Origin of the sequence: Flavobacterium sp. 316, from assembly GCF_000967805.1 — a bacterium.
Taxonomy (GTDB): domain Bacteria; phylum Bacteroidota; class Bacteroidia; order Flavobacteriales; family Flavobacteriaceae; genus Flavobacterium; species Flavobacterium sediminilitoris.
In genome coordinates this window covers 321330-345677 of the sequence record NZ_JYGZ01000004.1, presented here as the reverse complement: position 1 = coordinate 345677, position 24348 = coordinate 321330, and the positions used below count along the sequence as shown (strand labels likewise).

The following is a 24348-nucleotide window of genomic DNA, read 5'->3' as shown; positions in this document are numbered from 1 at the left end:
TTCTTTTCATTTAAAAAGTTACTCCAACTCCAACGTTTAAGAGAGTATTCGTACCAGTCTCTGTTCTATAGTATTCGTCTTTAATCTTGGTAAAAAATAAAGATAGATTAGCATCTATAAAAAAATTGGAATGTACAAAATACTTCATTCCAGATGCCAAAGTCATTCCATTTGTTTTAATATTTCGCTTTGGATTTATAGCTGTACCTATTATTGTAGCTTCTGTTTCGAAAGAATCATAATAATATCCTATTGCAAAATAACTATTTAACTTAGTGTTCTTAAAATAATAAGAGCCACTAATATTGGGATTAAACCCCCATTTATCAGAAAGATAACTGCTTTCCTTTGTGCTAAAATAAAATGTTTTCAATCCTACATTTATACCTATATTATCCCATTGCTTTATTTCATAATTAGCATACATACTAAAAGGATTATTAAATAAAGTTTCTTCATTCATTAGGGAATAAGAAACACCTAATTGAAGTTTTTTATCGGTATCATTTTGAGAATAACCAAAATAATTTATGAACAGGAGTGCTATTATTATATTTCTCATTTCATTATAAATATTTTTTAATTAAATATTTCACTATAGCTTTTCTTTATGTATTTATGAGTGGTTCCAAAAAAATCAATACTTATTGTATCCTTTTCTATAACACCTTTCCTAAACACCTTTGAAAATCTTCTCGCATTATTACCACTAATTGGATAGAAAGACTCAAATGATTCTATATAAAAAGATGTAGTATCTAAAACTTTAAATCTTCATCAGTAACCTTTTCATTAAATGTGTACAATTCTGAATTTAGAATTGGATCTCAATCCTTATTTAAATCAAATTTGTAACTTGGATGTATACAAGAAATAAAAGAGAAAAGAACAACCATAAAACACCTAATTTCCATGATGTAAATATGTTAGCCTAATTGTGTTGAAATATCCATTCTAAGAATTGCTCATAATTTATGAGACAACCTTATTTGGTGTCAATAATTTCATTAAACAAAGGGGTTTTTTCATACATTTTTTCTACATCAAATGGTTTGAAAATATAAACTCTATCCATATTCCAACTTGTTTTTTCCCCATAATCTATTCCTCTAACTAATTTAAAACTAGTTGAATCAATTATTTCTCCTATTTCTTCTATTAAATAATATTGCCCAAACTTATTATAAAACCATTGCAATTTTATAGTATCATTTTTTGTGGAAAACTTGCCCCAATCCCAAATATCATAGTTCTTACCCCTCTTCCTTTTTTCTGTATATTTTTGATATTCATAAAGCATTTTCTCTGACTTTTTTATTTCACAATCTAACTCAATTATTTTTCCACAATCATCTCCATAACCATTTCCAACATTATGAAAAGTATTATTATTCAATAATATTTTCATATAAATGCCTTTACCACTATTTTTAGTACTAATAGAATCTCTATTATAAACAGAGTAATAATAACCATTGGTTTTTAATTTAATATTTTTTTCTTCATGATTTAAAAGTGTAAACTGCTTTTTATTGTGTATTGTAGTACAATTAATAAATATTGAAAATACAACGAAAATAATTATTCCTCTTACCATAATGTAGCTTTATTTATCATTGGAGTATTGTATTGGAAATAACCATTCCAATTATTAGAGAGCATTCTAAAACCAGGTTGTGGAGACAAAATTTTATGAGCAAACCAATTTTGGAAAACATCTCTTACATACTCACTATTTACACCTACTTTATAACCTTTATAACCTACAGATAATGCCCCTAACCTATATGCATCTGCTTCAGAATTTTTCCACAAACCTAATCTTCTATCTTTTTTGAATCTCCCATTGTCTAAATCAACAAATTCAGAATTTCTTTCATTTTTTCTCCCTTTCCCAGTGTCATTACCACTTCTACCAGTGAACATATTTAATTGTAAATCAAAACCTCCAATTCCAACACTAGCTGCAGCTGTCCGATACATGTCTGTATTATTACTTAATACTTTACCTGCATAACTGAATGGGCTACCATCATTTTCATATCCAAACCTAAAATCTCCATTTCTAAAACCCAAATAGGTAGTTCGCTGTTTAAAATCTCCTCTCCAAAAATTTGTTCCTAAACTAAAACCTGTTTTTCCATCATCATAACTTACCAATGCAGAGTACCTAAACTCTCTTGAGTTTGCTCCAAAACCATTATAATTAGAATATTCCATTATTCCATAACCTCCAGAAATACTAAAATCACCATCACTAAATGTAACACCATAACTTACACCTGCACCACCAGCATTTCCAAAAGCAATTGATGGCGATGCACTTAATGTTATATGATCGTTTATGGGAATATTTATAGCAGGCATAAATCCAGAGGCAAAAGAAGAAATAACTAACTCTCCAATACTACCAGCTGAAAATATTGCTTGAGGTGCTATAACACCAACCACCGCACCAACTCCAACAGCAATCCCAAATCCTCCCCAAGACCAATTACCTGTCTGAATGGCATGTGCCACATAACTTGCTCCTCCAATAAATGCTCCAATAATTGCCGCAGCAACTAACACAGGTAATTCTCCACTTACATCTGAATATTTTAAAGGATTATTAAGAACGTAACTATATCTATTAAAGGCCTGTGTATTATGTGGGTCAGATACAAAATTATCAGATTGTAAGAAACGATGCAATTTAGCATCATACAAACGTCCGTTCATGTGTATTAAAGCAACACTTTGTAAATGTTCATGGCCTGTATATCCTCTATCTAAAACTGCAAAACCAGTTAAAATAGTATCTTGACCATCTACAACTTTTATAACTTCGCCCCAAGCATCAAACAAACGTTTTTCAACCACACTTCCTGCTTGGTTGGTTATTGCTATAATACTCCCTAAGTAATCTCTATGCAAATATAAGTATTCTTGTGTTGTTCCATCGCTTTTTAATACTACTGGCGCACTGTAGCCATCTCCTCCTATATAAGTAATAAATTCAACTTCTCCTGTAGCAGTGTTATGTTTTATTTCCATACTACCATCAGCAGAATAATGTTTACGATATTGACGTTCCATCTTGTCAGCTTGTAATCCTCCATAGAACATACTACTACGTTTATTCATTTGATTATAAATAAAACTAATTTTATCTACACCTGTTTCTTCTATTTCATAAGGACTTTTCCATGTATTGTAGGAGATATTCAATTCTCGTTCTATTGGAGCAGCATCACTTGTTTTTCGAATACGGACATCATCAAACCATAACACCCCAGTTGCATTATTGTCTAAACGAATATTTAATTTCTTAATGCTAGCAGGAACTAAAAATGTTTTCTCAATTTGAACCCAATCTGTAGATGTATTTACTATTTTACTATCTACCAAAGTATAATATCCTGTTTCATTTGCTGTTTTCATAAACAAGAAAATCTCAGCCTCTGGATTAGTTCCATCGCTCTTTACCCATACAGAGTAGGTATATTCTGTAGGCACTGCATTATCTATAGCAATCCAATTTTCAGAATGAACCACTTTTTCAGTAGCACTTGTATTTGCAATCTTTAAAGATGAAGATCCTGTTATATGTGACACAGTTGAATCAAAACTAAATACGGAAGGTTCATAGATTTGCCAACCTAATTTCTGCTCCATATTATCATTAAATAATCCTAATCTATTTTGATAATACGCTTTTGAAGATGGGTTAATATCTATTGAAGTATGCTGATATCTTTTATCCGAATTACTGTAATTATATTGACCCAATGTGTTTTCTTTAATACGACCATCATTCTCATAAATTTGCTCTACTTGAATACCTTGCGCATTAGTGTAATGTGTTAATCGATCTAAAGTGTCATATTCAAAATTTTCAGTCCAATTGAATAAACTATTGGTTCTAGAAGTTAAATTCCCTCTTTGTGGCTCAAAAGTTGTATATAAATTAAGAACATCTGTATTTGGACTTACTGCTGTAAAAACTCTTGAACGTTGTATATAACCATATTGATCATAGCTTTTATTTAAAGCCAATCCATTACCATAATTAGCACTAGTTAATTGCCCTCTTTCGTTTACTTCATTTGTTTGCCATAAAACTTGGTTAGAAACAGCATCTAAAATTTGCCAATGATAACCATTTTTATAAGTATTCTTTACTTCTTTGAAAGAATTCTTACTATCCGCTAAATTAATCATAAGATATGACTGTTTTTCAGCTCTTCCAAAAGAATCAAAATTAAAATCTTGTTGATAATAAGCTAGAGGTAATAAACTAGTGGAAATCTCTTCAGTTTTATAATTTAGTCTTTTATATGTGTCATATCCATAAGCATGTATATTTACTACATCATTTATAAAATCTTCAAATTTAGAATTTGTCAACAATTTTGTTGTATTGTTATAAGTAAAAGTTTCTTTAGAGTTTGTATTTAAGCCAGTAATAGTTTTTTCTTTTAGCTTACCAAAATCATCGTATTTATAATTCGTTTGACCATTTGGTGTTATCTCCATTGTCATTTCACCCAAATCATTGTAAGCATACTCATAAATACCTGCAGAAGGATCAGTTAATTTGGTTTTTCTGCCCCATCCATCTTGCTCTATTATTGTTTCTAAACCATTAATGATAGACTTCTTTAAATTTCCATTCGCAAAATAATCATAAGTGATAGTTCCTCCATTATCAGTCATTGAAATAATACTCCCTAGTGAATTTTTAATTGAAGCTGTGTTACTTACCCCATCACTAGTTGTTGTTGTTAAACCACTATAGTTAATAGTAGTAGTTTTACCAGTAGGTTCCACTACTTGAGTTGTTCTACCGTAAGTATCATAAGTTGTAGTACTAAATAAACCTGACCATTGAGGAAATCCAGATAATTGAGGTTCATAAATTTTTTTAACCCTATCATAAATATCTAACTCAAAAGTCTTCCAATTATTAGCTGATTCAGAACTATTAGAATCATTAATAGTTCTTAAACCCTCAGCAATTTTTCTTCCTAAATCATCATACCAAACAAAACTTTCAGAATTATCATCTCCAGAAACACGTGTAGCTAAAAAACCACTAGATCCAGGACTTAGCCATCCATAAAAATAATTCAAGCTTTTACCTAAATAATCCGTTTCTTTTATTTTTTTACCCCAAAGATCATATAAATAGGTTGTTGTAAGTGAATATCCTAGAATAGAAGGTAAGGTTTGTGTTAGTAGAAGCCCGTTACTGGTATTATAAGTGTATGAAGTTATTAAGCCTTCAATATCAGTATTAGACGTCAAGAATCTTCCCGTAGTATCATAAGTAAAATTGGTTATTCTAGGGGTTAATCCTATAGCGCTAATTTTCTTTTGTGTGATATTTCCAAATACATCATAGATGTTTTCTTCTGTTAAATAATTAGTGTTATGCCCTTTCTTTTGAGTTTTTGAAACTAAATGATCAGAATTATATTCATAAATCTCTTCCCCAGTCATTGTATCTCCGTTATGAGTAACTGATGAGTTTTTCTTTTTTAGTCTGCCTACAATATAAGTTGGACTAGTTACAACAGGAAAATATTCAATATTTACTACTTCTGTACTTTCAATCGTACTCCCATTTTTTGAAATAGCAGTAGTTGTTAATGGATTATTGTAGGTGTCATAGGTAGTGGTAGTTTCTTTAAATGTTCCTTCTAAACCATTGGCTGAAATTGTAACAGAATTATTAATTTTAAAAACTTTATTAGCTAACAATTCATCCACATAGGTCATATTTATTTTATTAATAAAACTAGTTGGAGAATTACTTGTAAAATTACCATAAGTTTCTCCTAACACTGAATAAGTTTCAGAAACAGCACCTCTTTTTGTTATATCATGTTTAGAAACTGAAGAAATAACTGGATTATCATCATTAAACCAATTGGTTCTCGCTAATCCTCTAAATCCTACAAAACCAAGCCCTTCTACATTTGTAACAGCACCGTAATATTTGAATTTTTGTTTCTTATATTGAGTAGCTGATATCTGCTCTAACTTAGAGACAACTCTAAAATTATTCGCAACTTCAATATCAAAATTTGGATAATTTGCTGTGTAACTTGATGGCTGAAAAGCATTCTCATAAGATGTGGGATCATAATTTAGAGATTGATACGAAATAACTTCTTTTACTCCATTTCCCAAAACAACTTCTTTTAACAATACATCTATTAAATTATCTTTTAACGAAATTGCACTATAAATATTATTATTCGAAATAAAACTAATTTGTTTATTAGCATTAGCTTTATCAAAAGACAACGAAACAGGAATTGGGAAATGATTCAAACCATAAACATCTATCATTGTAGTAAACATAACTGATTCAAACTCATTTTCTGCTTTATTATGTAAATATCGTACTGAAATAAATCGGTTTTGAGAAACATTATTAACCTCACCACTTGTTTTATAAACGCTCTTAGCAAAAATTAAATCCGTCTTACCATCATTATTAAAATCGTTTGGTATAATATACTGAACAACGCTTGTGTTTCCATCATAAGCTCCTTGATAATATGATGCTGCACCTAAATCTATCATGCTTAATGTAACATCTGTTCCTGTGGATAAAAATTTGCTAAATATACTACTATTATTTGCGGTCGGTGTAATGAAATCTGCTTTACCATCACCATTATAATCTCCCATATATATAGGGTAAGTTAGAGAGATATTTGGATTATTTCTTGTTGTAATTAAAGTCAAATAATTATTGTCATCTAATGTGTAAATCCTAACAACTCCTGTATTAAAGACAAAGATGTCAGATTTCCCATCTCCATTAAAATCGGCTACAACTAATTTATCAAGTCCTGTTATATGTAACTGACCCGCAATATTAATATAATTGTTAGTTAGACGTCTATCTAAATCTAAAAAATAAGCATTTCCAGTACGATTTCTTGTATAAGAAACTAAATTACCATCCAAATCGCAGGGGCCATCATATGTATATTGTGTGTCTTTTTCAATTATAAGTACATCTGTTAATCCATCACCATTAAAATCCCCATTTACATATTCTTTCGCAATATTTTGAATATGCTGAATAGGGGGACGAGGGCTAATACAACTTCTTGGATGTTCGGAATAATATATTAATTGAGGAAATTCAAATGTTTTTTCATATTGAAAATATATAGGACTAACTGTACCGGTAGAATAATTCTTGAATGTTGTAATATTAGAAGAAGCATCATATTGAATAGCACACCAGCCTTGTTGAGGCATTAATTTATAGCCTAAGGATGCTCCTCCACCTAACCACGATATAGGGAAAATTTCTTGAAAACTTCCAATATTATGCTCATAACCTATGTTTAAATTGTTGCTGTTAATATTACTGTACAACCAATATTTCTTTTTTGCATCTGAACCAGTTGTAGGATATAATAAAAAATCCATTTCTCCATCACCATCAAAATCACCAGATATAGTGGCAGAGTTATCAGATTTCACATTATTTACATTGATGGTTGTTGCGTTAGGACTAAAGTTAATATTTTCACTTGTCGTATCATAATTAAAAACTGTGGGGTTAAAACTTTTAGAATTATCTCCACTTTTTTCTGTAATACTTTTCAATCTCTCATATCCTAAAGATGTTATTTCATGAGATAATAAATAATTTCTAAAACCTATATTATTCCCTTTTACTTTTATTTCACTTAAAATAGTGCTACTTAAAAAAATTTGATTTCCAATATATGCTTGCTCTGGTCGTTGTCTTGTTTTGTAAACAAAAGAAATTTCATTAATTGGAGTAGTTGTTAATCTTGAACCATATTTAATAGTATTTATTGATAAACTATTGTTTGATAGTGTATAATTGTATGAGATTCTCACTCCTTGTGGATTTTGCCAATAAGTTATAGCCCAATCTGTTAACGACCTCGAATTAGTTGAATTTCCATAATGAGCAATAGAACCATCTGGGTATTGGACAACAAAATAAGCAGGACCAAAATTAGGTCCACTAGGGTGAGCTCCATAAGATGTTATTTGAATATTGGAGTAACCCTCAGTTTCATAAATTGTCCCATTTGCTCCATAAACTCCTGCAGTTTCGTTTTTAACTATCAATCTTTGACCATCAAAAGCAAAACGATCTAAATTATCAAAATCCACAGCATCAATAGTATTATCATGAAATTTTGTACTGGGTATTCTAGTAATAACAGAAACTCCTGAAATATTCCAACCATAACCTGCTAAACCGTTTCCTCCTTGACTATTGTAATTTAATGCTATTTGAGGAACGATTCCATTTATACCAGGTGGTACAGCAATTGGAATACTATATGTTGCTCCACCTGTTAATGAAACCGAAAGCTGACCTTCAGTTACACCTACTTCCTCAGAACTACCCGTTGGCGAACTTGGAGTTAAAGTTGTTGATTCATTTGTTTTTTGTTGATTCGCTTTTATATTTCCGTCTTTTTCAATACTTTCAATTCTTTTAATAGGAATAATCCCTTCAACTGGAGTGCCTCCTAGTTCATCTTGGGAAAAACAAACTAAATTTAATAATATCGTAATTAATAGTAATAACTTCTTCATACTTGTAATTATTGCTTAATAATAGTAATTGGTTTTTGTACTCCGTTAGTACAATAAAGTATTACAGAATAACTCCCTGAAGGATATTCTTGAAAAGTAATCGTCTTTGAATTTTCTTTCTCTAAACTATTATAAGAGCTTAGTAACTGCCCATTTAAAGAATGAACATCTATTTTGGAAACAGTACTATTATTTATCAATTCCCATTTTAAATACAACGTTTCTTGTACAGGGTTAGGATAATAAGAAATAACATCTTCAGGAGAAAATTGTAGTAAATCATCCTCTTTTAACTGAGTTATTTCTTTAAACTCTTCATTTGCAGTTCTTGCACTGAGGCAATTAATGCATATTTCTCTTTTTTTCTGATTACCCGCACCATCATAATTAAATATGACTCTATCTCTTTGGGGATAAACTTGTGAAATTCCCATCAAAGAAACAAATAATAAACAAACAATAAATAACCGTTTCATGTAAAATTTAAATTAAGTAAAATTAAATTCAGATATAAAGTTAACTGTGCAACAATTTATATGATTGTTTTAGTAAACTTCCTACAAATAGGATTTAAATGACATAAAAATAATAATGCAAGTGCAATAAAAAGTAACTTTCAAAAAGTTTAACTATAATTACACAAAAACTGTAAGTAATGTTAAAACCCTTTGCAATGGCTTAAATCACAAGGAGTACTAACAAAAGTTTAAAGTACCTCAATAACAGTAAGTACATTAAAGGTCTCATTCTTTAAAGAATATTGCACATTGTTTACTTCCTGATAAAAAGAAAGCATCAATAAAAACAATTGTACACCATCTCCAGTAGGTACACTCGATGGTGTTAAAACAGTAGAGTTTGGTACAAGAGAAATAGGTAAATTCACCAATTCACTATAAGCAATCTCCGATTCCTCTGTTTCAAAATCTAAATGTAAAACAGCACTTTGCATACTAAAGTGTGTTGCTCCTTGAGGAAACTGTAATTGCTCTTCGGGTACAAAATCAGTAAAAGAAATGATACCAGTTAGATCATCAAAGTCAAAAGGAGCAAACAATACATTTTTTTAAAGGAGCATTTAAGTTAAAATCAAAACCCCTTAGAGTTTGTTTTCCCTCAGTTGTAGTAATACCTACTTGTACTTTTCGTTGACCCCTTAAAGAAGTAGTATCCAAATTTTTAATCTTAGACATCGTTTGCAACATTCTACTCGCAAGCCTACTATCTTTCGCCTTAAAAACAAGTGCTCCTAAAGCTAAACGCAACAGCTTTCCAGCATTAGCACTATGTGCAAATTCAGCGCCATTTTCCCTAGTTCTCACAAAACTAGGATCGTTTAGTATTCGTTCTCTAGAAATACCACCTTTTCTTCTTACAAAGTTTTTACCATCTTTTTTGTAGAAAGTCAAATCATCAATCGTTCCTTCAATTTTCAAAAGTCCATTTGCTTTTGCCATAATTATATTTGTTTAAATGTTTAGAGTACAAATATAATTGATTATTTGAAAATAATCATACAAATAGAAAGAAAATAATCATAGTTTGTTCAGAATAAAATAAACGTATTATCTAAATTTATTCAAAAAATCTTCTTTATACGTGTTTGAAACCTCAATTTCAGCTTCATCCTGTAAGGTAATAAACCCTCCTTTATTGTAAGATTTTACAAAATTAATATTAATAATATGCGATTTATGAACCCTTATAAATGGCAAAGGTAAAATCTCAGAAAAATGTTTTAAAAACCGACAAACCATTTTTTTAGAACCATCTACTAAAAATAAATCGGTAAAATTTCCATTGCCCTTTAACCTAACAATGTCTTTCATCATCACCACTTCAAAACCTTCTAGTGTAGGTAAAATAACCTGCTGTTTTTCGGGTTTGGGTTCTCTGAAATTTTCTACTATGATTTTATTTCGGTTGAGTAAATCGTGATTGGAAATTTGTTGTTGGACTTTATTCACAGCAATAATTAATTCTTCAATACTTATAGGCTTTAGCAAATAATAAGCAGCACTTTGATTTAAAGCCTTTAAAGAATATTCTGAAAAAGCAGTTACGAAAATGGTTTCAAATTGCAAATCTTTACAAGCTTCTAAAACATCAAAAGCATTCCCAAAAGGCATTTCTACATCTAAAAAAACCAATTGAGGTTGAGTTTCATGTAACAAAGGAACAGCTTCCTTTATATTAGAAGCTTCGCCAATCACATCTATCTGAGGGCAATATTTTTTAAGATAATTCTTTAACACTTCCCTTGCAGCAGCTTCATCTTCTACAATTACACTTTTTATTTTTTGTATACTATTCATATTTTATCAAGTAAAGGAACTACTAGTTGCACAGTTGTGCCTGTTCTAGGCTTTTCTTTTTCCGTTATTTTAAATGTAACCTGCATTTTATACAATTCATTTAACAATTTTATACGTTCTAGAGTATTAGTCATTCCTCTAGATTGATGTACTTTTTGATTTGCTGTTTTTAAATTTTTACTTTGAGTTAAACCTATTCCATCATCATCAATAGTTATTAAAACGTCTTTTTGTTTTAATTCAAATTTTAAAACTAAATACCCTTTACCTTCTTTGTACCTTAGTCCGTGCCAAATAGCATTTTCAAGATGTGGTTGCAAAATCATATTAGGAATAAAAACAGTTTCACTATCTAGGTTTTCATCCACTATAACTTGGAATTCAAATTTATCTTGAAAACGAAGATGTTCCAAATCTAAATACTTTTTTAATTGCTCAATCTCGTTACTCAAACTTATAAAATCCTTATTAGAGTTTTCCATCATGTTACGCATTAAATTAGAATAAGAAGTCAAATATTTATTAGCTTCAAGCTCCTTGTTTTCCGAAATAAATTGGTTCACACTATTTAAGCTATTAAAAATGAAATGAGGATTCATCTCTCTACGTAACGACTGTAATGCTATTTTTTTATTCTTAGTTTTAATAGAATATAAGGCTTTTACGATTAAGGCGAGAAAAATGAAAAGTAATGCTAACGAACCTATTAAGAAGTAATTAAAGGTGTTTTTTTTAGAAATTAATTCATCTTTCAAAGCCTTTTCTTTTTCTAATTGTAGAATTTTCTTTTCCGAAATTTGAAAAACCTTATCATCAATTAGAGAACTATCAGAAGCTATAATTTTATCAAAATGGGTTAAAAAATCGTCATATAGTAAAAGACTTTCTTTGTCTTTCCCATTTAATTTGTAATACTCTAATAATAATTTCAAACTATTTTTTACTTCTTTAGAATTTCCTTTCTCACTAGCTAAAGCATAAGATTCCTTTAAAGAAGTAATGGCTTCATCAGGATTTTTAGCTTTAAAATAGATATCAGCTAATAGTTGTAATTGTTTTATTTCTGTTTCAAAATCATTATTTCTTTTAGCTTCTTCTAATACCTTTAGATTAATTTCTAACGCTTTATCAAATTGATTTTCATTAGAATAAACAGCAGCAATCTTATTCTTTATTTTTATCGCTTCAGGCTTATCTTCTATATAATCTAATGCAGTTGTATAGCTTTCAATTGCTTCTTCTGCTTCTGCATTTGATAAATTCACTTCAGCTTTTTGAACATAAGCCTTAGCCACTTCTTCATTAACATCCTCTTTATTAGATTCTTTTACAAATTTGTCTTTTGACTTTTCTTCTAATATTTGAATGTTAGAATTAATATAATCAGATTGCGCTCTAGGATTACTTTGATTTCGTAATCGATTAGCATCATTATAATTTAATTGTTGAGAAGTTTCATCATTAGCAATACGCCCAGCATTGTTGTAATTTTGAATGGCTGGAATAGTTTTATTTTGTTTTTCTTGTACTTGAGCAATAGAACGAGTTACCCTCATTTTATCGTCTACTTTTTTTAATTTAGAAAAACCATCTAGTGCTTTTTTATAAAATGCTTCCGCTTTAGCTAATTCTCCTCTTTTTTGATATACTAAAGCCAAATCTTCATAGTTTTTAGCTGTTTTGTATTCGTCATTTGCATCTATAGAGCGCTCTAATTTTTCTACCGATTTAGATAAAGAAACATTCATTTTTTTATTCTTGATAGTGTCTTGGGCCATTGTTGCCAAAGACAGTATAAGCATTATAAAAGTGATATATATGATTTTATTATTTCGCATTTCTATTCTCTAAATTATATAATGTAAAGATACTTTTTTTAAAATTCATTTTTCAATGTGTTTACCAAGTCAAAGATACCTTTCACCAAGTCTCCAAAAAAGGAGATAATTATCAAACTACATTTGAAATAAATAATCAAAAAAAACAGGAAATTATGAAAACTAAAATCTTTTACATCAGTACTCTATTAGCAACAACATTAACTTTTGGTAGTTGCAATAATTCAAAAGCAAACACTCTTGTTAATAATGAAACAATAATTGAAACAACAACCATTAAACGAACAACTGAAAATAAAATTCAAGTAGCAATACTTTTAGATACTTCAAATAGTATGGATGGTTTAATTGAACAAGCAAAATCAAGATTATGGAACATAGTGAACACTTTAACTACTTTAAAATATCAAGGGAAAGCACCCGAAATTGAAATTGGATTATATGAATACGGTAACGATGGTTTATCATCAGAAGCAAACTATATAAGACAAGTAGCACCTTTAACAACCGATTTAGATTTAATTTCCGAAAAACTATTTTCACTTCGTACAAATGGCGGAAGTGAGTATTGTGGTGCTGTAATTCAAGATGTGGTAACCAAATTAACATGGAAAGACGGAAACAAAAACATGAAGTTAGTTTATATTGCAGGTAATGAACCTTTTAATCAAGGAAGCATTAATTATAAAGAAGTTATAAAAGAAGCCTTAAAAAAAGAGATTTATGTAAACACAATCTTTTGTGGTAATAAACAAGAAGGAATTAGTACACTTTGGCAAGATGGTGCAATAACAGGTAATGGAAAATATTTTAATATAGATTCAAACCAACGTGTGCAATATATTAACACACCTTATGACGATCAAATAACACAATACAATCAGAAAATTAATGAAACTTATGTAAGTTACGGTAGAAGAGGAGCTGATAAAAAAAGAAACCAAGCTATGCAAGACGCTAATGCAGAAAGTGTATCAAAAGCAAATTATGTAGAACGCTCTGTGAGTAAATCTAAAACAGTATATAAAAATGATAGTTGGGATTTGGTAGACAAAATTAATGAAGATGAAAAAGCATTAGAAACAATCAAAAAAGAAGAATTACCTGCGGAATTAAAAGATAAAAATAAAACAGAAATCAAAGCCTATATTGCCCAAAAATCTGCTGAAAGAGAAAAAATTCAAAAAGAGATAAGTACTTTAGCAAAGAAACGTCAAGAATATATTGACAATGAAATGAAAAAGCAAAAAACACAAGACGATTTAGGAAATGCTATTGCAACATCAATTATTGAATTAGGTAAAAACAAAGGATATAGTGTTGAAAAATAACAAGTATTCTATAATTTGTTTTCCAACTTTTATATAAAAAAATACTCTATAAATAAAATTGCACATTATGAAGAAAATAATATTAGGACTCACCCTATTAATAAGTGTTTCACTTTTTGCACAAAAACCTATTTTTACAACAGCAAAAGTAAAAGCAGCAACCGTTTATGTTAATAGTGCTGAATTATCACAAACAACTTCCGTTAGTTTGCCAAAAGGAACAAGTGAAATAGTAATTAAAAACGTAGCAGATTATTTAAACGAAAGCACAGTTCAAATTAAGGCACCAAAAAATACTACTGTTTTATCGGTTCAGTTTACTAAAAATTATATTTCAGAATATGAAATAGACGAAAGTAACCCCGCTATTAAAAAAGTAAGAGACAGTATCAATTTAGTTACCAAAGAAATAAACAAAGTGTATAATCAACGCACTTCTTATAATAAAACAATTGAATTACTCGATAAAAACCAGCAAGTTTCTGGAGCTAATTCAGCCTTAAGTGTAACTGAATTAATGAAATTAGTCGATTATTATAATACAAAACGCACTGAATTAAGTAATCTAGTAAACACATATACTGAAAAAGAAAGCAAACTAAAAGAGAAATTATCAAAACTAAATTCTAAACTTGAAATCAATACTAAAAATGAAGAAAAAACATCAAAAGGAAAATTAATTCTTCAAGTTATGAACGATTTTGCTGGAACGGTTGATTTAGATATTAATTATTTAACGCAAGGAGCATCTTGGCAGCCGTTTTATGATTTAAGAGCAGAAAACATTAGCAGCCCTATTGATATGTTATACAAAGGACAAGTAACTCAAAACACAGGAATCGATTGGAAAAAAGTAAAACTTACCCTTTCTAGTGGAAATCCAAATCAGAGCAATATAGCACCTATTTTACAAGCTTGGTTTTTACGTTTTGGAAATCCAAATTATGGTTACAATAATAGAAACTTAAACGCTTCAATGAATGTAATACAATCAATGGATAAAAAATATAAGGCTGAAGCTGAAGAGTTAAAAGAGTCCACCGTTTCAGATTATACAACCATTTCAGAAAATCAATTGAATATTTCTTTTGATATTGATGTTCCTTATGATATTTTATCTAATGGAAAAGCACATAGCGTTGCCTTAAAAGAGATAAAATTACCTGCTTCTTATAAATATTATGGAGTACCAAAAATGGAAAAAGAAGCCTTTTTATTAGCAGAAATAAACGATTATTCTAAGTTCAATTTATTGCCAGGAGAAGCTAACATTATCTTTGAAGGAACCTATGTAGGTAAAACATTTATTAATCCAAACGAAACAGCCGACACCTTAAACTTAAGTATGGGACGCGATAAAAAGATTTCTATAAAACGCGAAAAAGTTGTAGATAAATCAGGAACAAAGTTTTTATCATCATATAAAGAACAAATATTTACGTATGATATCATAGTAAGAAACAATAAAAAGGAAAGTATTGATATGCTATTAAAAGATCAATACCCAATTAGTACTGATAAAGAAATCATCATTGAATTACTTGAAAAAGACAAAGCAAAAGTAAATGAAGAAACAGGTGTTTTAACTTGGAAAATCAATTTAAAATCTAATGAAACAAAGAAATTTAGGATAAGTTATAAAGTAAAATATCCAAAAGATAAAATAATTCAGAATTTATAATAAAAAAGGAAGTCCCCAATCAAATTTTGATTGGGGACTTTTTTATTGAATATTAAAACGTAAAACGTATTTTTTTAAGGAACAAGATTAGGAACTTGTTCCTGAATATTTTCTGTTTTCAGCTAATATTTCATTTAACAATAAACTTCAAAAGCATTTATACTGTCTTTTAATTGTTCCAATGTTGTAACCCTAAATAAAAACATATAATCTATATCGTTTTGTTTAGGCTTACACAAGTAAAAAAAACTAGAGTTAAGTACAATAAATGAATTATCTAATTTTTATGAATTTGACAAAAAAAGAATTTAAAAAAAGACTGTCCTAAAAGTAAATTTTTATCAATCTGAATTTGTCTTAGATTCTGAAATAAATTCAAAACAAACAAGTTTCTGACTTTTAGGACAGCTTTCTTTGTAATTACTGCTTTAAAATTATTTAATTTCCTTTACAACAATTCTACCTATCAAATTAACATTTGTACCTTGTGTTTTTTCAAGCTCCAAATTAACATCAGTTGAAGGCTTAAACAAGAAATTAGTCATTGACATGTTGTAAGAAATATCCGATCCACCTTGTCCAAAATAAATTTCAGTACCAAGATATGCACTATTTGTAGCGTCTTTCATCTTATAAGTATGTCCACCCGTAGCATTATAGATGTAGAATGCTACTGTTACTTCATACATTTTATTAGCATGTAATGTAATAGATGACCCGTTCATTACAACTCCATTTACATAAGTAGCAGCTGGAAACATCGCTGTTAATGTTTGTGCACCAAGAGTACTTGAGTTTCCAATAGAAGCGTATGCATATTCTGGCATTGAAGGCCCTCCAGTTGCGCTAATAACACTTCCAGTGATATCAATTCCGGAACCTGCTGTGTAAGTTCCTGCTGGTCCTTCTGGTCCCTGTGGCCCTTGTGGTCCTACTGGACCTGTTGCTCCATCTGCACCGTCTAAACCAGCTGGTCCTTGTGGTCCCATCGGACCTGTTGCGCCATCTAAACCATCATTACCAGCTGGTCCTTGTGGTCCCATTGGACCTGTTGCACCATCTAAACCATCATTACCAGCTGGTCCTTGTGGTCCCATCGGACCTGTTGCGCCATCTAAACCATCATTACCAGCTGGTCCTTGTGGTCCCATTGGACCTGTTGCACCATCTAAACCATCATTACCAGCTGGTCCTTGTGGTCCCATCGGACCTGTTGCTCCATCTAAACCATCTGCACCTGCTGGTCCTTGTGGTCCCATTGGACCTGTTGCACCATCTAAACCATCTGCACCTGCTGGACCTTGTGGTCCCACCGGACCTGTTGCGCCATCTAAACCATCATTACCAGCTGGTCCTTGTGGACCCATCGGACCTGTTGCACCGTCTAAACCATCATTACCAGCTGGACCTTGTGGACCCATTGGACCTGTTGCACCGTCTAAACCATCATTACCTGCTGGCCCTTGTGGTCCCATTGGACCTGTTGCACCATCTAAACCATCTGCACCAGCTGGTCCTTGTGGACCTGGTGCTGAATTTGCTGCATACAATGCATAAGGTACACTCATCATTTGACTAATACCAGAAACTGTATAATTCGTTCCACCTGTTGGATCAGCTTCAGTCTTTATAAAATAGGGACCAGCAGACCAATCTATCGCTGCTATTGACCCTGAAACTAAAGTTCCTGAACCAATTTCTAGACTCACTAAACCATTGATATTTGAAGTTGGTGTTTGTGTTTCGACATATATAGCTGTACCTGATGGACTAGTTTGTAGAATACTAATTCTCATTCCTATTGAAGAGTTGGTCACTAAAGCATCGCTGGCATCCCTAACGACACCTTGATAAGTAAATCCTTCTGGGGATTGTGAATAGGAAAACATACCTATTAATAAAAATACAAAAAGTAAAATTCTATTTTTCATATTGAGTAGTTGTTTAGTTGTTTTTAATAAGTTTAAATACTTTAAGTATTTTATTTGAAGACATAACATTTAGGAAATAAGTTGCTGCGGGTAAAATATCAACATCAATGCTTGTTTGGTTTGATGATATTAAACCTGTTCTAATTAATTTTCCATCTATACTAAATACTTCATACTTCATCTCTTCTTGAAACTGAGAGAAGTTCAAATCCAAAATAGCCTCAGCAACTGCTGGATTAGGATACAATGTAATATCAATATTGATAGCACTACTAGGCGTTGATAAAGGATAAATTTCTATTGCTTGTTGTACTCCTTGAGTCAATTCTCCGTTAGAGCCACTGATGGCTTTATAAAAAATTTGCCCATAAGAGTAGCTAACCGATCCTCCCGATCCCGTGGCTTGTCCTCCAGCAAGCACAAAACTCTGCTGACCATAACTAATGGCCGCTAGGTTTAAAATAAGTAAAGTCAATGTTTTTTTCATAAATTATAAATTTAAAGTTATTCAAAGTTAACTTTTTTTTAACAAAAAAATCAAGTATAAATACTTGATTTTTAGGCTTTTGTGTTAAATTATTTACGTAAAAAATATCATTATTGTTAAAATTAAGGAGCAGGATTAGGAATTTGCTCCTGAATGTTTTCTATTTCAGCTAATATTTCATTTGATAATGAAGTTTCAAAAGCGTCTATATTATCTTTCAGTTGTTCTAAATTAGTAGCTCCAATAATAGTAGAAGTAACACAGTCTTGTTGATTGACAAAAGCTAAAGCCATTTGTGTTAAAGTTAAACCATTAGATTCGGCTAACTCCTTATATAATTTTGTGGCTTTATGGCAGTTCTCATTTGTATATCTAACGAAATTTGGAAACATAGCCATGCGATAATTTGGTTTTATTTCATCTAGATACTTTCCTGTAAGAACACCAAAACCTAGAGGAGAGTAGGCAAGTAAACCAACGTTCTCACGCATTGCAATTTCTGATAAACCAACTTCATATAATCTATTTAATAATGAATATGGATTTTGAATACTTGCAATCTTAGGTAAACCATGCTTTTCACTTTCAATCAAATAACGCATTACACCATAAGGGTTTTCGTTTGAAACACCTATTGCTTTTATCTTCCCTTCTTTTATTAATCCGTCAAAAATCTGTAGTATTTCTAAAATAGAATATTGCCAATCGGCATCTATTTTTTGTAAGCCTCTTTTTTGAAACATATTCATAATGCGTTCAGGCCAATGCATTTGATACAAATCAATATAGTCAGTTTGTAAATTTTTTAAACTTAACTCAACTGCTTCTGTAATGCTTTTTTTAGAAAAATCTAATGGATTACGAATATATCCCATTCCTCTATTTGGACCTGCAATTTTTGTGGCTAAAATAATATCATTTCGTTTTCTTGATTTTTTAATCCAAGAACCGATATGTCTTTCTGTACTTCCAAATATATGTTCGTTTCCACCAATAGGGTACATTTCCGCAGTGTCTATAAAATTAACACCTCTTTCTAATGCATAATCTAATTGAGAATGTGATTCGTTTTCAGTGTTTTGATTTCCAAAAGTCATGGTTCCCAAGCACACTTTACTTATTTTAATAGCTGTATTAGGTAATATTGTGTATTTCATTATTTTTTCTTTAAAAAGCCAAAGTTACAAAGTTTCTAAAAAACAAACAGGCTCAAAATATTACTTTGAGCCTGTTTGTTGTATTCCATATAAAAAATTATAATTCATTCATTAGTTTTGAAATTTCATCTAATTTTGGAGTTAAGATAATTTCAATTCTTCTGTTTTTTGCTTTTCCTTCAGCAGTTTCATTTGAACCTATAGGAGCAAATTCTCCTCTTCCTGCTGCTGTTAAATTCTTTTTATCAATAGCTTTATTCTCAGATAAAATAGTAACAATTGCAGTAGCTCTTTTTGTAGATAAATCCCAATTGCTTTCTACTCCGCCACCTATGCTGCCTACAATTTTATCATTATCAGTATGACCTTCAATTAAAACGGTAATGTCTGGATTTTGACCTAATACGTCTCCTAATGCTTTTACTGCTTTTTTTCCTTCAGTACCAACTGTCCAACTTCCCGATTCAAATAGTAGTTTGTTTTCCATTGAAACATATACTTTTCCATTACGTTGTTCTACTGTTAAACCTTTTCCTTCAAATGCATTTAATGCTTTAGATAAAGTTTCTTTTAGTTTTTTCATTGCAGCATCTTTATCAGCCATCATTTTTTCTAATTCAGCTAATCGGTTTGAAGACGCTTCTAAATCTGCTTTTAATTTATCTAAACGCTCTTGCTCTGCATTTAATGTTTTTTGTTTTGCTTCTAATTCGGCTAATAATTCACGATTCTTTTTCATGTTGCTTTCTAAAGCATCATTACTGTTTTTTTCTAAAGCGGAATAAGATGATTTTAGATTATCTAAGCTCTTCTTAGTTGCAGCATAGTCTGTTGCTAATTTATCTCTTTCTGCCTTTACTTTATCTAATTCCGATTGCAAACTATTTTTGTCTAATTCTAACTGGTTCTTTGCCGCTGATAAGCTCTCTTTGTCATCAGCTAATGCATTACGCTCTTTCTTTAAATCGGCATATTTACTTTCTAAATCTTGGTAAATTTTCTTTGACACACATGAAGTAGTTAATCCTAAAACTATCATGGCAAGGGCAACTTTCTTTATCATAATTTTAATTGTTTTTATATTTAAGTTAATAGGTTCATAATTAATCCTAATGAAAGACATTATTATCTTAATAAATAAAAGATATGCGAACAGTAGGAATAAATTTTAAATAGTATAGATTATTTAATCTCTACTAAAACAGGACAATGATCTGAATGTTTTGCTTCGGGTAAAATTAAAGCTCTTTCTATTCTCTCTTTTAAAGGTAATGAAGCTAAACAATAATCAATTCTCCATCCTTTATTATTGTTTCTTGCATTTGCTCTATAGCTCCACCAACTATAATTATGAGGTTCTTTGTTTAGATGACGAAAGGTATCAATGAATCCACTTTTCATAAAAGCATCTAGCCAAGCTCTTTCTTCAGGTAAAAAACCTGAAACTTTAGCGTTACGAATAGGATCGTGAATATCTATTGCTTCATGACAAATATTATAATCGCCACAAATAATAAGATTTGGGATTTCTTTCTTTAAATCATTTATGTAATTTTGAAAGTCATCCATATATTTGAACTTATGTTCTAGTCTGTCAATATTTGTTCCAGACGGTAAGTATAAACTCATTACAGAAACAGTATCAAAATCTACTCTTACATTTCTTCCTTCAAAATCCATGTGGTCAATTCCTGTGCCTAAAACAATGTTCTTAGGTTCTGTTTTTGACAAAATAGCTACACCACTATATCCTCTTTTTTGAGCTGAGAAATAATACTGATAAGGATATCCTGCTTTTGTAATATCATCTGTAGGAATTTGATCTTCATTAGCCTTAATTTCTTGCAAACAAATAACATCTGGATTTGCTTGTTGCAACCAATCTAAAAAGCCTTTAGTTATAGCTGCTCTAATTCCGTTTACGTTATAAGAGATTATTTTCATTTTCTGTTTTTAGATATTGACCAAAAGTACTAAAAACCGCTGTGATTTTGCAACTATTTTATAAGAGATTAACATTAAACAAGAATGAAACGAGAATAGTTTTTCTGTAATCGAATAGTTTTTTTGTTCAATATTGGCTAGAATTGTTATCTTTGCTTTTCGCTCAAAAAATAAATAAATGGGATTAGTAACGGCCAAAGAAGTAGCTAAGGCTATAAATGCTGATAAATATGGTTTTCTAGGGACTTTTTCAGGATGGTTACTGATGAAGGTTCTTAAAATATCTACTCTCAACAAAATTTACGATAGAAATAAACATTTAAAAGATTTGGATTTTTTAAATGCAATATTAGATGAGTTTCAAATTAAGTTTGAAATTCCAGAGGAAGACTTAAAACGTTTACCTAAAGACGGAGCTTATATTACTATTTCTAATCATCCTCTTGGTGGAATTGATGGTATTTTACTTTTAAAATTAATGCTTGAAAAAGAACCAAATTTTAAAATTATTGCCAACTTTTTACTTCATAGAATTGTTCCTATGAAGCCTTATATAATGCCTGTAAATCCTTTTGAAAATCATAAGGATGCAAAATCTAGTCTTATAGGTATTAAAGAAACATTAAGGCATTTATCTGATGGAAAACCATTAGGCGTATTTCCAGCAGGAGAAGTTTCTACTTATAGAGATGGCAAAATAGTGGTTGATAAACCTTGGGAAGAAGGAGCTATAAAGATTATTAAAAAAGCTGAAGTTCCTGTAATTCCTATATATTTTCATGCCAAAAACAGTAAACTTTTTTATTTTTTATCAAAGTTAAATGAAACATTAAGAACAGCTAAACTACCAAGTGAGCTTTTAACACAAAAAAATAGAGTGATTAAAGTTAGAATAGGGAAGCCTATTTCTGTAGCTGAACAAAATGAATATACTTCTATTGATACTTATGGTGAATTCTTAAGAAAGAAAACATATATGCTTTCTAATGCATTTGAAAAAGAAAGTAAATTAATAACAACGCCCTCATTAAAAATTCCTAAAAGTCCTAAGCAAATTGTAAAACCTGCAAATCATAATCAAATCTTAGAAGAAATTACATTTTTAAGAGAAGAAGATTGTCGATTATTACAAAGTAAAAATTATGAGGTTTTCTTAGTTACGGCTGATAAAATTCCAAATATTCTTCATGAAATAGGTCGTTTAAGAGAAATTACTTTTAGAGAAGTAGGGGAAGGGACTAATGAATCGATTGATTTAGATAAATACGATAAGTATTATCATCATATGTTTTTATGGGATGAAGAAGCCCAAATGATTGCTGGAGCTTATAGAATGGGTCTAGGTTCTCATATATATCCAAAATATGGTGTGGATGGTTTTTATTTACATGATTTATTCCGTTTTGAGCCAGAATTATACGATATGATGAGTAAATCTATCGAAATGGGACGTGCTTTCATTATTAGTGAATATCAACAAAAACCAATGCCTTTATTCTTGCTTTGGAAAGGAATTGTACACACTACATTGCGCTATCCAGAACATAAGTTCTTAATAGGTGGTGTTAGTATTAGTAATCAGTTTTCTGAATTTTCAAAATCATTAATGATTGAGTTCATGAAATCACATTATTATGATCCTTATATAGCACAATACATTCATCCTAAAAAAGAGTATAAAGTAAAACTAAAAGATGCTGATAAAGATTTTGTTTTTAATGAAACTGAAGCAGATTTAAATAAGTTTGATAAAATTATTGATGAGGTAGAACCTGGAAACCTACGTTTACCTGTATTAATTAAGAAATATATTAAGCAAAACGCACGTGTTGTAGCTTTTAATGTTGACCCTTTATTTAATAATGCAGTTGATGGTTTGATGTATATAAGAATTTCTGATATTCCTGAAAGCACTGTTAAACCTGTGATGGAGGAGTTTCAGGCTGAATTAGAAAGAAAAGAAAAAGGAGGTTGTTAAAGTTTAATACCAAATAGATTCTTTTTTAATATCATCTAACGTATTGTCTTTAATAAAATGAATCAATCTATAGGTATGGTAGAGTAGCAAAGTTATAGCTAAAAAGTAAGCTAATTTTTTGCTGTATAAATACTTGTTTAGATACTTTTTCTTAGTGATTAACTCTGCAGAAAAAAGAATGATTATAAAGAAACAAAAAGTAATTACAAAAGGACCATAAGCATGGTAGTTAATAGCTTTTTCAATATTCCCTTTATAAGTATAAACCAATGATTTTGTAATTCCACAAGATGGGCAAGGAAAACCTGTAGTCATCTTTAAAGGACAAAAAGATTGCTTGTGATCTAAAGTGTCATTAGGATTATTAAAACTAATAAATAATGGAATAATCAGAGTTAAAATAGCTCCAATTATTCCATAAATTCTATATTTTACAAATTTTGAAATTGTAATTAATTATTGTAAAGTCTATTAATATCTCCTTGAACAATCATTGCTGCTGCAAATGGGAAAAACAAACCTAAAATGATTAATAAAGTAGATTGATCTTTTTCAATCTCTCCTGTGATTTTGTAAACAGATGGCATACCTTCTTTCCCTAAAATATAATAGAAATAAAGATTAACAGGTAAACAACAGCCTGAAAAAACGGCTACTGGTGTAGAAATTAATTCTTTATTTGTAACTGCATTTACTACTTCTGCGATTTTTATATTCCAATAAATTAAATACAATCCGCAAGTAATAAAGCTTAGAAAAAGTACCATTATAGGTTCTACTTTAAATTCTGGAATATTGTTAGGCTTATTCCATGTTTCAATTTTTGTTGTTTCCATTTGTATATTTAGTTGATTAATTTTCTATTCAAAAGCGGAGTCAATCGGTTCCCAAAGTTCAATTTTGTTTCCTTCTCCGTCTAGTATCCATGCAAACTTTCCATATTCATAAGTCTGCATTTCTCCTATAATTGTTACACCTTCTTGATGTAATTTTTGTATTAAACTTTCTAAGTTAGCTACTCGAAAGTTTTGCATAAATTCTTTTGTTGATGGTTCAAAGTAGTTTGTGTCTTTTTTGAAAGGGCTCCATTG

At 30.3% G+C, this 24348-nt stretch carries 18 protein-coding genes; 3 read left to right on the top strand and 15 right to left on the bottom strand.

The window, feature by feature from the left end; translation table 11 throughout:
• Positions 1-10: 10 nt before the first annotated feature.
• The 8 genes from SY27_RS10275 to SY27_RS10245 all read right to left on the bottom strand — a co-directional run bounded on the left by SY27_RS10275 (position 11) and on the right by SY27_RS10245 (position 12658).
• On the bottom strand, positions 11-562 hold the full coding sequence (locus tag SY27_RS10275; RefSeq protein ID WP_045969885.1) for a DUF3187 family protein: 552 nt from the start codon (positions 560-562) through the stop codon (positions 11-13).
• Between the two features lie 423 nt (positions 563-985).
• A complete protein-coding gene (locus tag SY27_RS10270; RefSeq protein WP_045969883.1) occupies positions 986-1597 on the bottom strand; it encodes a hypothetical protein in 612 nt (203 codons plus the stop codon).
• Complete coding sequence (locus SY27_RS10265; RefSeq protein WP_045969881.1) at positions 1591-8595, bottom strand: polymorphic toxin type 23 domain-containing protein; 7005 nt, start codon at positions 8593-8595, stop codon at positions 1591-1593. The genes SY27_RS10270 and SY27_RS10265 overlap by 7 nt, the downstream gene beginning before the upstream one ends.
• An 8-nt stretch (positions 8596-8603) precedes the next feature.
• Complete coding sequence (locus tag SY27_RS10260) at positions 8604-9071, bottom strand: T9SS type A sorting domain-containing protein (RefSeq protein ID WP_082084336.1); 468 nt, start codon at positions 9069-9071, stop codon at positions 8604-8606.
• 230 nt (positions 9072-9301) lie between these two features.
• Complete coding sequence (locus tag SY27_RS18230; RefSeq protein ID WP_052705272.1) at positions 9302-9652, bottom strand: hypothetical protein; 351 nt, start codon at positions 9650-9652, stop codon at positions 9302-9304.
• Positions 9636-10052: a hypothetical protein gene (locus tag SY27_RS18225; protein WP_052705271.1), complete on the bottom strand. Its 417-nt coding sequence runs from the start codon at positions 10050-10052 to the stop codon at positions 9636-9638. The genes SY27_RS18230 and SY27_RS18225 overlap by 17 nt, the downstream gene beginning before the upstream one ends.
• A 108-nt stretch (positions 10053-10160) precedes the next feature.
• Positions 10161-10910, bottom strand: a complete 750-nt coding sequence (locus SY27_RS10250) for a LytTR family DNA-binding domain-containing protein (protein WP_045969876.1) — start codon at positions 10908-10910, stop codon at positions 10161-10163.
• Entirely contained in the window at positions 10907-12658 is a 1752-nt protein-coding gene (locus tag SY27_RS10245) for a tetratricopeptide repeat protein (protein ID WP_235270954.1), read from the bottom strand. Before SY27_RS10245 ends, SY27_RS10250 begins: the two co-directional genes overlap by 4 nt.
• Before the next feature lie 245 nt (positions 12659-12903).
• Between SY27_RS10245 and SY27_RS10240 the strand changes: the two genes are divergently transcribed.
• Positions 12904-14079 (top strand): vWA domain-containing protein, encoded by a 1176-nt coding sequence (locus SY27_RS10240; RefSeq protein ID WP_045969872.1) that lies wholly within the window; start codon positions 12904-12906, stop codon positions 14077-14079.
• A gap of 67 nt (positions 14080-14146) precedes the next feature.
• Positions 14147-15760 (top strand): mucoidy inhibitor MuiA family protein, encoded by a 1614-nt coding sequence (locus tag SY27_RS10235; protein ID WP_045969870.1) that lies wholly within the window; start codon positions 14147-14149, stop codon positions 15758-15760.
• A gap of 434 nt (positions 15761-16194) precedes the next feature.
• Here the strand turns inward: SY27_RS10235 and SY27_RS18220 are convergent, their stop codons facing one another.
• From SY27_RS18220 to SY27_RS10210, 5 genes are all read right to left on the bottom strand, one after another.
• A complete protein-coding gene (locus tag SY27_RS18220; protein ID WP_200894149.1) occupies positions 16195-17691 on the bottom strand; it encodes a collagen-like protein in 1497 nt (498 codons plus the stop codon).
• A gap of 13 nt (positions 17692-17704) precedes the next feature.
• Positions 17705-18178 carry a T9SS type A sorting domain-containing protein gene (locus SY27_RS10225; RefSeq protein ID WP_045969868.1) on the bottom strand — a complete coding sequence of 158 codons (474 nt, stop codon included), beginning with the start codon at positions 18176-18178 and terminating at the stop codon, positions 17705-17707.
• Between the two features lie 122 nt (positions 18179-18300).
• Complete coding sequence (locus SY27_RS10220; RefSeq protein ID WP_045969866.1) at positions 18301-19335, bottom strand: aldo/keto reductase; 1035 nt, start codon at positions 19333-19335, stop codon at positions 18301-18303.
• A gap of 97 nt (positions 19336-19432) precedes the next feature.
• Positions 19433-20398: an OmpA family protein gene (locus tag SY27_RS10215; protein WP_045970251.1), complete on the bottom strand. Its 966-nt coding sequence runs from the start codon at positions 20396-20398 to the stop codon at positions 19433-19435.
• 119 nt (positions 20399-20517) lie between these two features.
• A complete protein-coding gene (locus tag SY27_RS10210) occupies positions 20518-21279 on the bottom strand; it encodes an exodeoxyribonuclease III (protein WP_045969863.1) in 762 nt (253 codons plus the stop codon).
• Between the two features lie 178 nt (positions 21280-21457).
• Between SY27_RS10210 and SY27_RS10205 the strand changes: the two genes are divergently transcribed.
• Entirely contained in the window at positions 21458-23257 is a 1800-nt protein-coding gene (locus tag SY27_RS10205; protein ID WP_045969861.1) for a lysophospholipid acyltransferase family protein, read from the top strand.
• Between the two features lie 3 nt (positions 23258-23260).
• Here the strand turns inward: SY27_RS10205 and SY27_RS10200 are convergent, their stop codons facing one another.
• Positions 23261-23572: a DUF2752 domain-containing protein gene (locus SY27_RS10200; RefSeq protein ID WP_235270953.1), complete on the bottom strand. Its 312-nt coding sequence runs from the start codon at positions 23570-23572 to the stop codon at positions 23261-23263.
• Positions 23573-23709: 137 nt separating this feature from the next.
• Positions 23710-24093, bottom strand: coding sequence for a DUF4234 domain-containing protein (locus SY27_RS10195; protein ID WP_045969857.1), 384 nt, complete (start codon positions 24091-24093; stop codon positions 23710-23712).
• Positions 24094-24348 lie beyond the last annotated feature (255 nt).

What these genes read in the sequence shown, in the direction of transcription:
- SY27_RS10275 (WP_045969885.1), bottom strand. Translation starts at nt 562, where the DNA reads ATGAGAAATATAATAATAGCACTCCTGTTCATAAATTATTTTGGTTAT.
- SY27_RS10270 (WP_045969883.1), bottom strand. Translation starts at nt 1,597, where the DNA reads ATGGTAAGAGGAATAATTATTTTCGTTGTATTTTCAATATTTATTAAT.
- SY27_RS10265 (WP_045969881.1), bottom strand. Translation starts at nt 8,595, where the DNA reads ATGAAGAAGTTATTACTATTAATTACGATATTATTAAATTTAGTTTGT.
- SY27_RS10260 (WP_082084336.1), bottom strand. Translation starts at nt 9,071, where the DNA reads ATGAAACGGTTATTTATTGTTTGTTTATTATTTGTTTCTTTGATGGGA.
- SY27_RS18225 (WP_052705271.1), bottom strand. Translation starts at nt 10,052, where the DNA reads ATGGCAAAAGCAAATGGACTTTTGAAAATTGAAGGAACGATTGATGAT.
- SY27_RS10250 (WP_045969876.1), bottom strand. Translation starts at nt 10,910, where the DNA reads ATGAATAGTATACAAAAAATAAAAAGTGTAATTGTAGAAGATGAAGCT.
- SY27_RS10245 (WP_235270954.1), bottom strand. Translation starts at nt 12,658, where the DNA reads ATGAATGTTTCTTTATCTAAATCGGTAGAAAAATTAGAGCGCTCTATA.
- SY27_RS10240 (WP_045969872.1), top strand. Translation starts at nt 12,904, where the DNA reads ATGAAAACTAAAATCTTTTACATCAGTACTCTATTAGCAACAACATTA.
- SY27_RS10235 (WP_045969870.1), top strand. Translation starts at nt 14,147, where the DNA reads ATGAAGAAAATAATATTAGGACTCACCCTATTAATAAGTGTTTCACTT.
- SY27_RS18220 (WP_200894149.1), bottom strand. Translation starts at nt 17,691, where the DNA reads ATGAAAAATAGAATTTTACTTTTTGTATTTTTATTAATAGGTATGTTT.
- SY27_RS10225 (WP_045969868.1), bottom strand. Translation starts at nt 18,178, where the DNA reads ATGAAAAAAACATTGACTTTACTTATTTTAAACCTAGCGGCCATTAGT.
- SY27_RS10220 (WP_045969866.1), bottom strand. Translation starts at nt 19,335, where the DNA reads ATGAAATACACAATATTACCTAATACAGCTATTAAAATAAGTAAAGTG.
- SY27_RS10215 (WP_045970251.1), bottom strand. Translation starts at nt 20,398, where the DNA reads ATGATAAAGAAAGTTGCCCTTGCCATGATAGTTTTAGGATTAACTACT.
- SY27_RS10210 (WP_045969863.1), bottom strand. Translation starts at nt 21,279, where the DNA reads ATGAAAATAATCTCTTATAACGTAAACGGAATTAGAGCAGCTATAACT.
- SY27_RS10205 (WP_045969861.1), top strand. Translation starts at nt 21,458, where the DNA reads ATGGGATTAGTAACGGCCAAAGAAGTAGCTAAGGCTATAAATGCTGAT.
- SY27_RS10200 (WP_235270953.1), bottom strand. Translation starts at nt 23,572, where the DNA reads ATGACTACAGGTTTTCCTTGCCCATCTTGTGGAATTACAAAATCATTG.
- SY27_RS10195 (WP_045969857.1), bottom strand. Translation starts at nt 24,093, where the DNA reads ATGGAAACAACAAAAATTGAAACATGGAATAAGCCTAACAATATTCCA.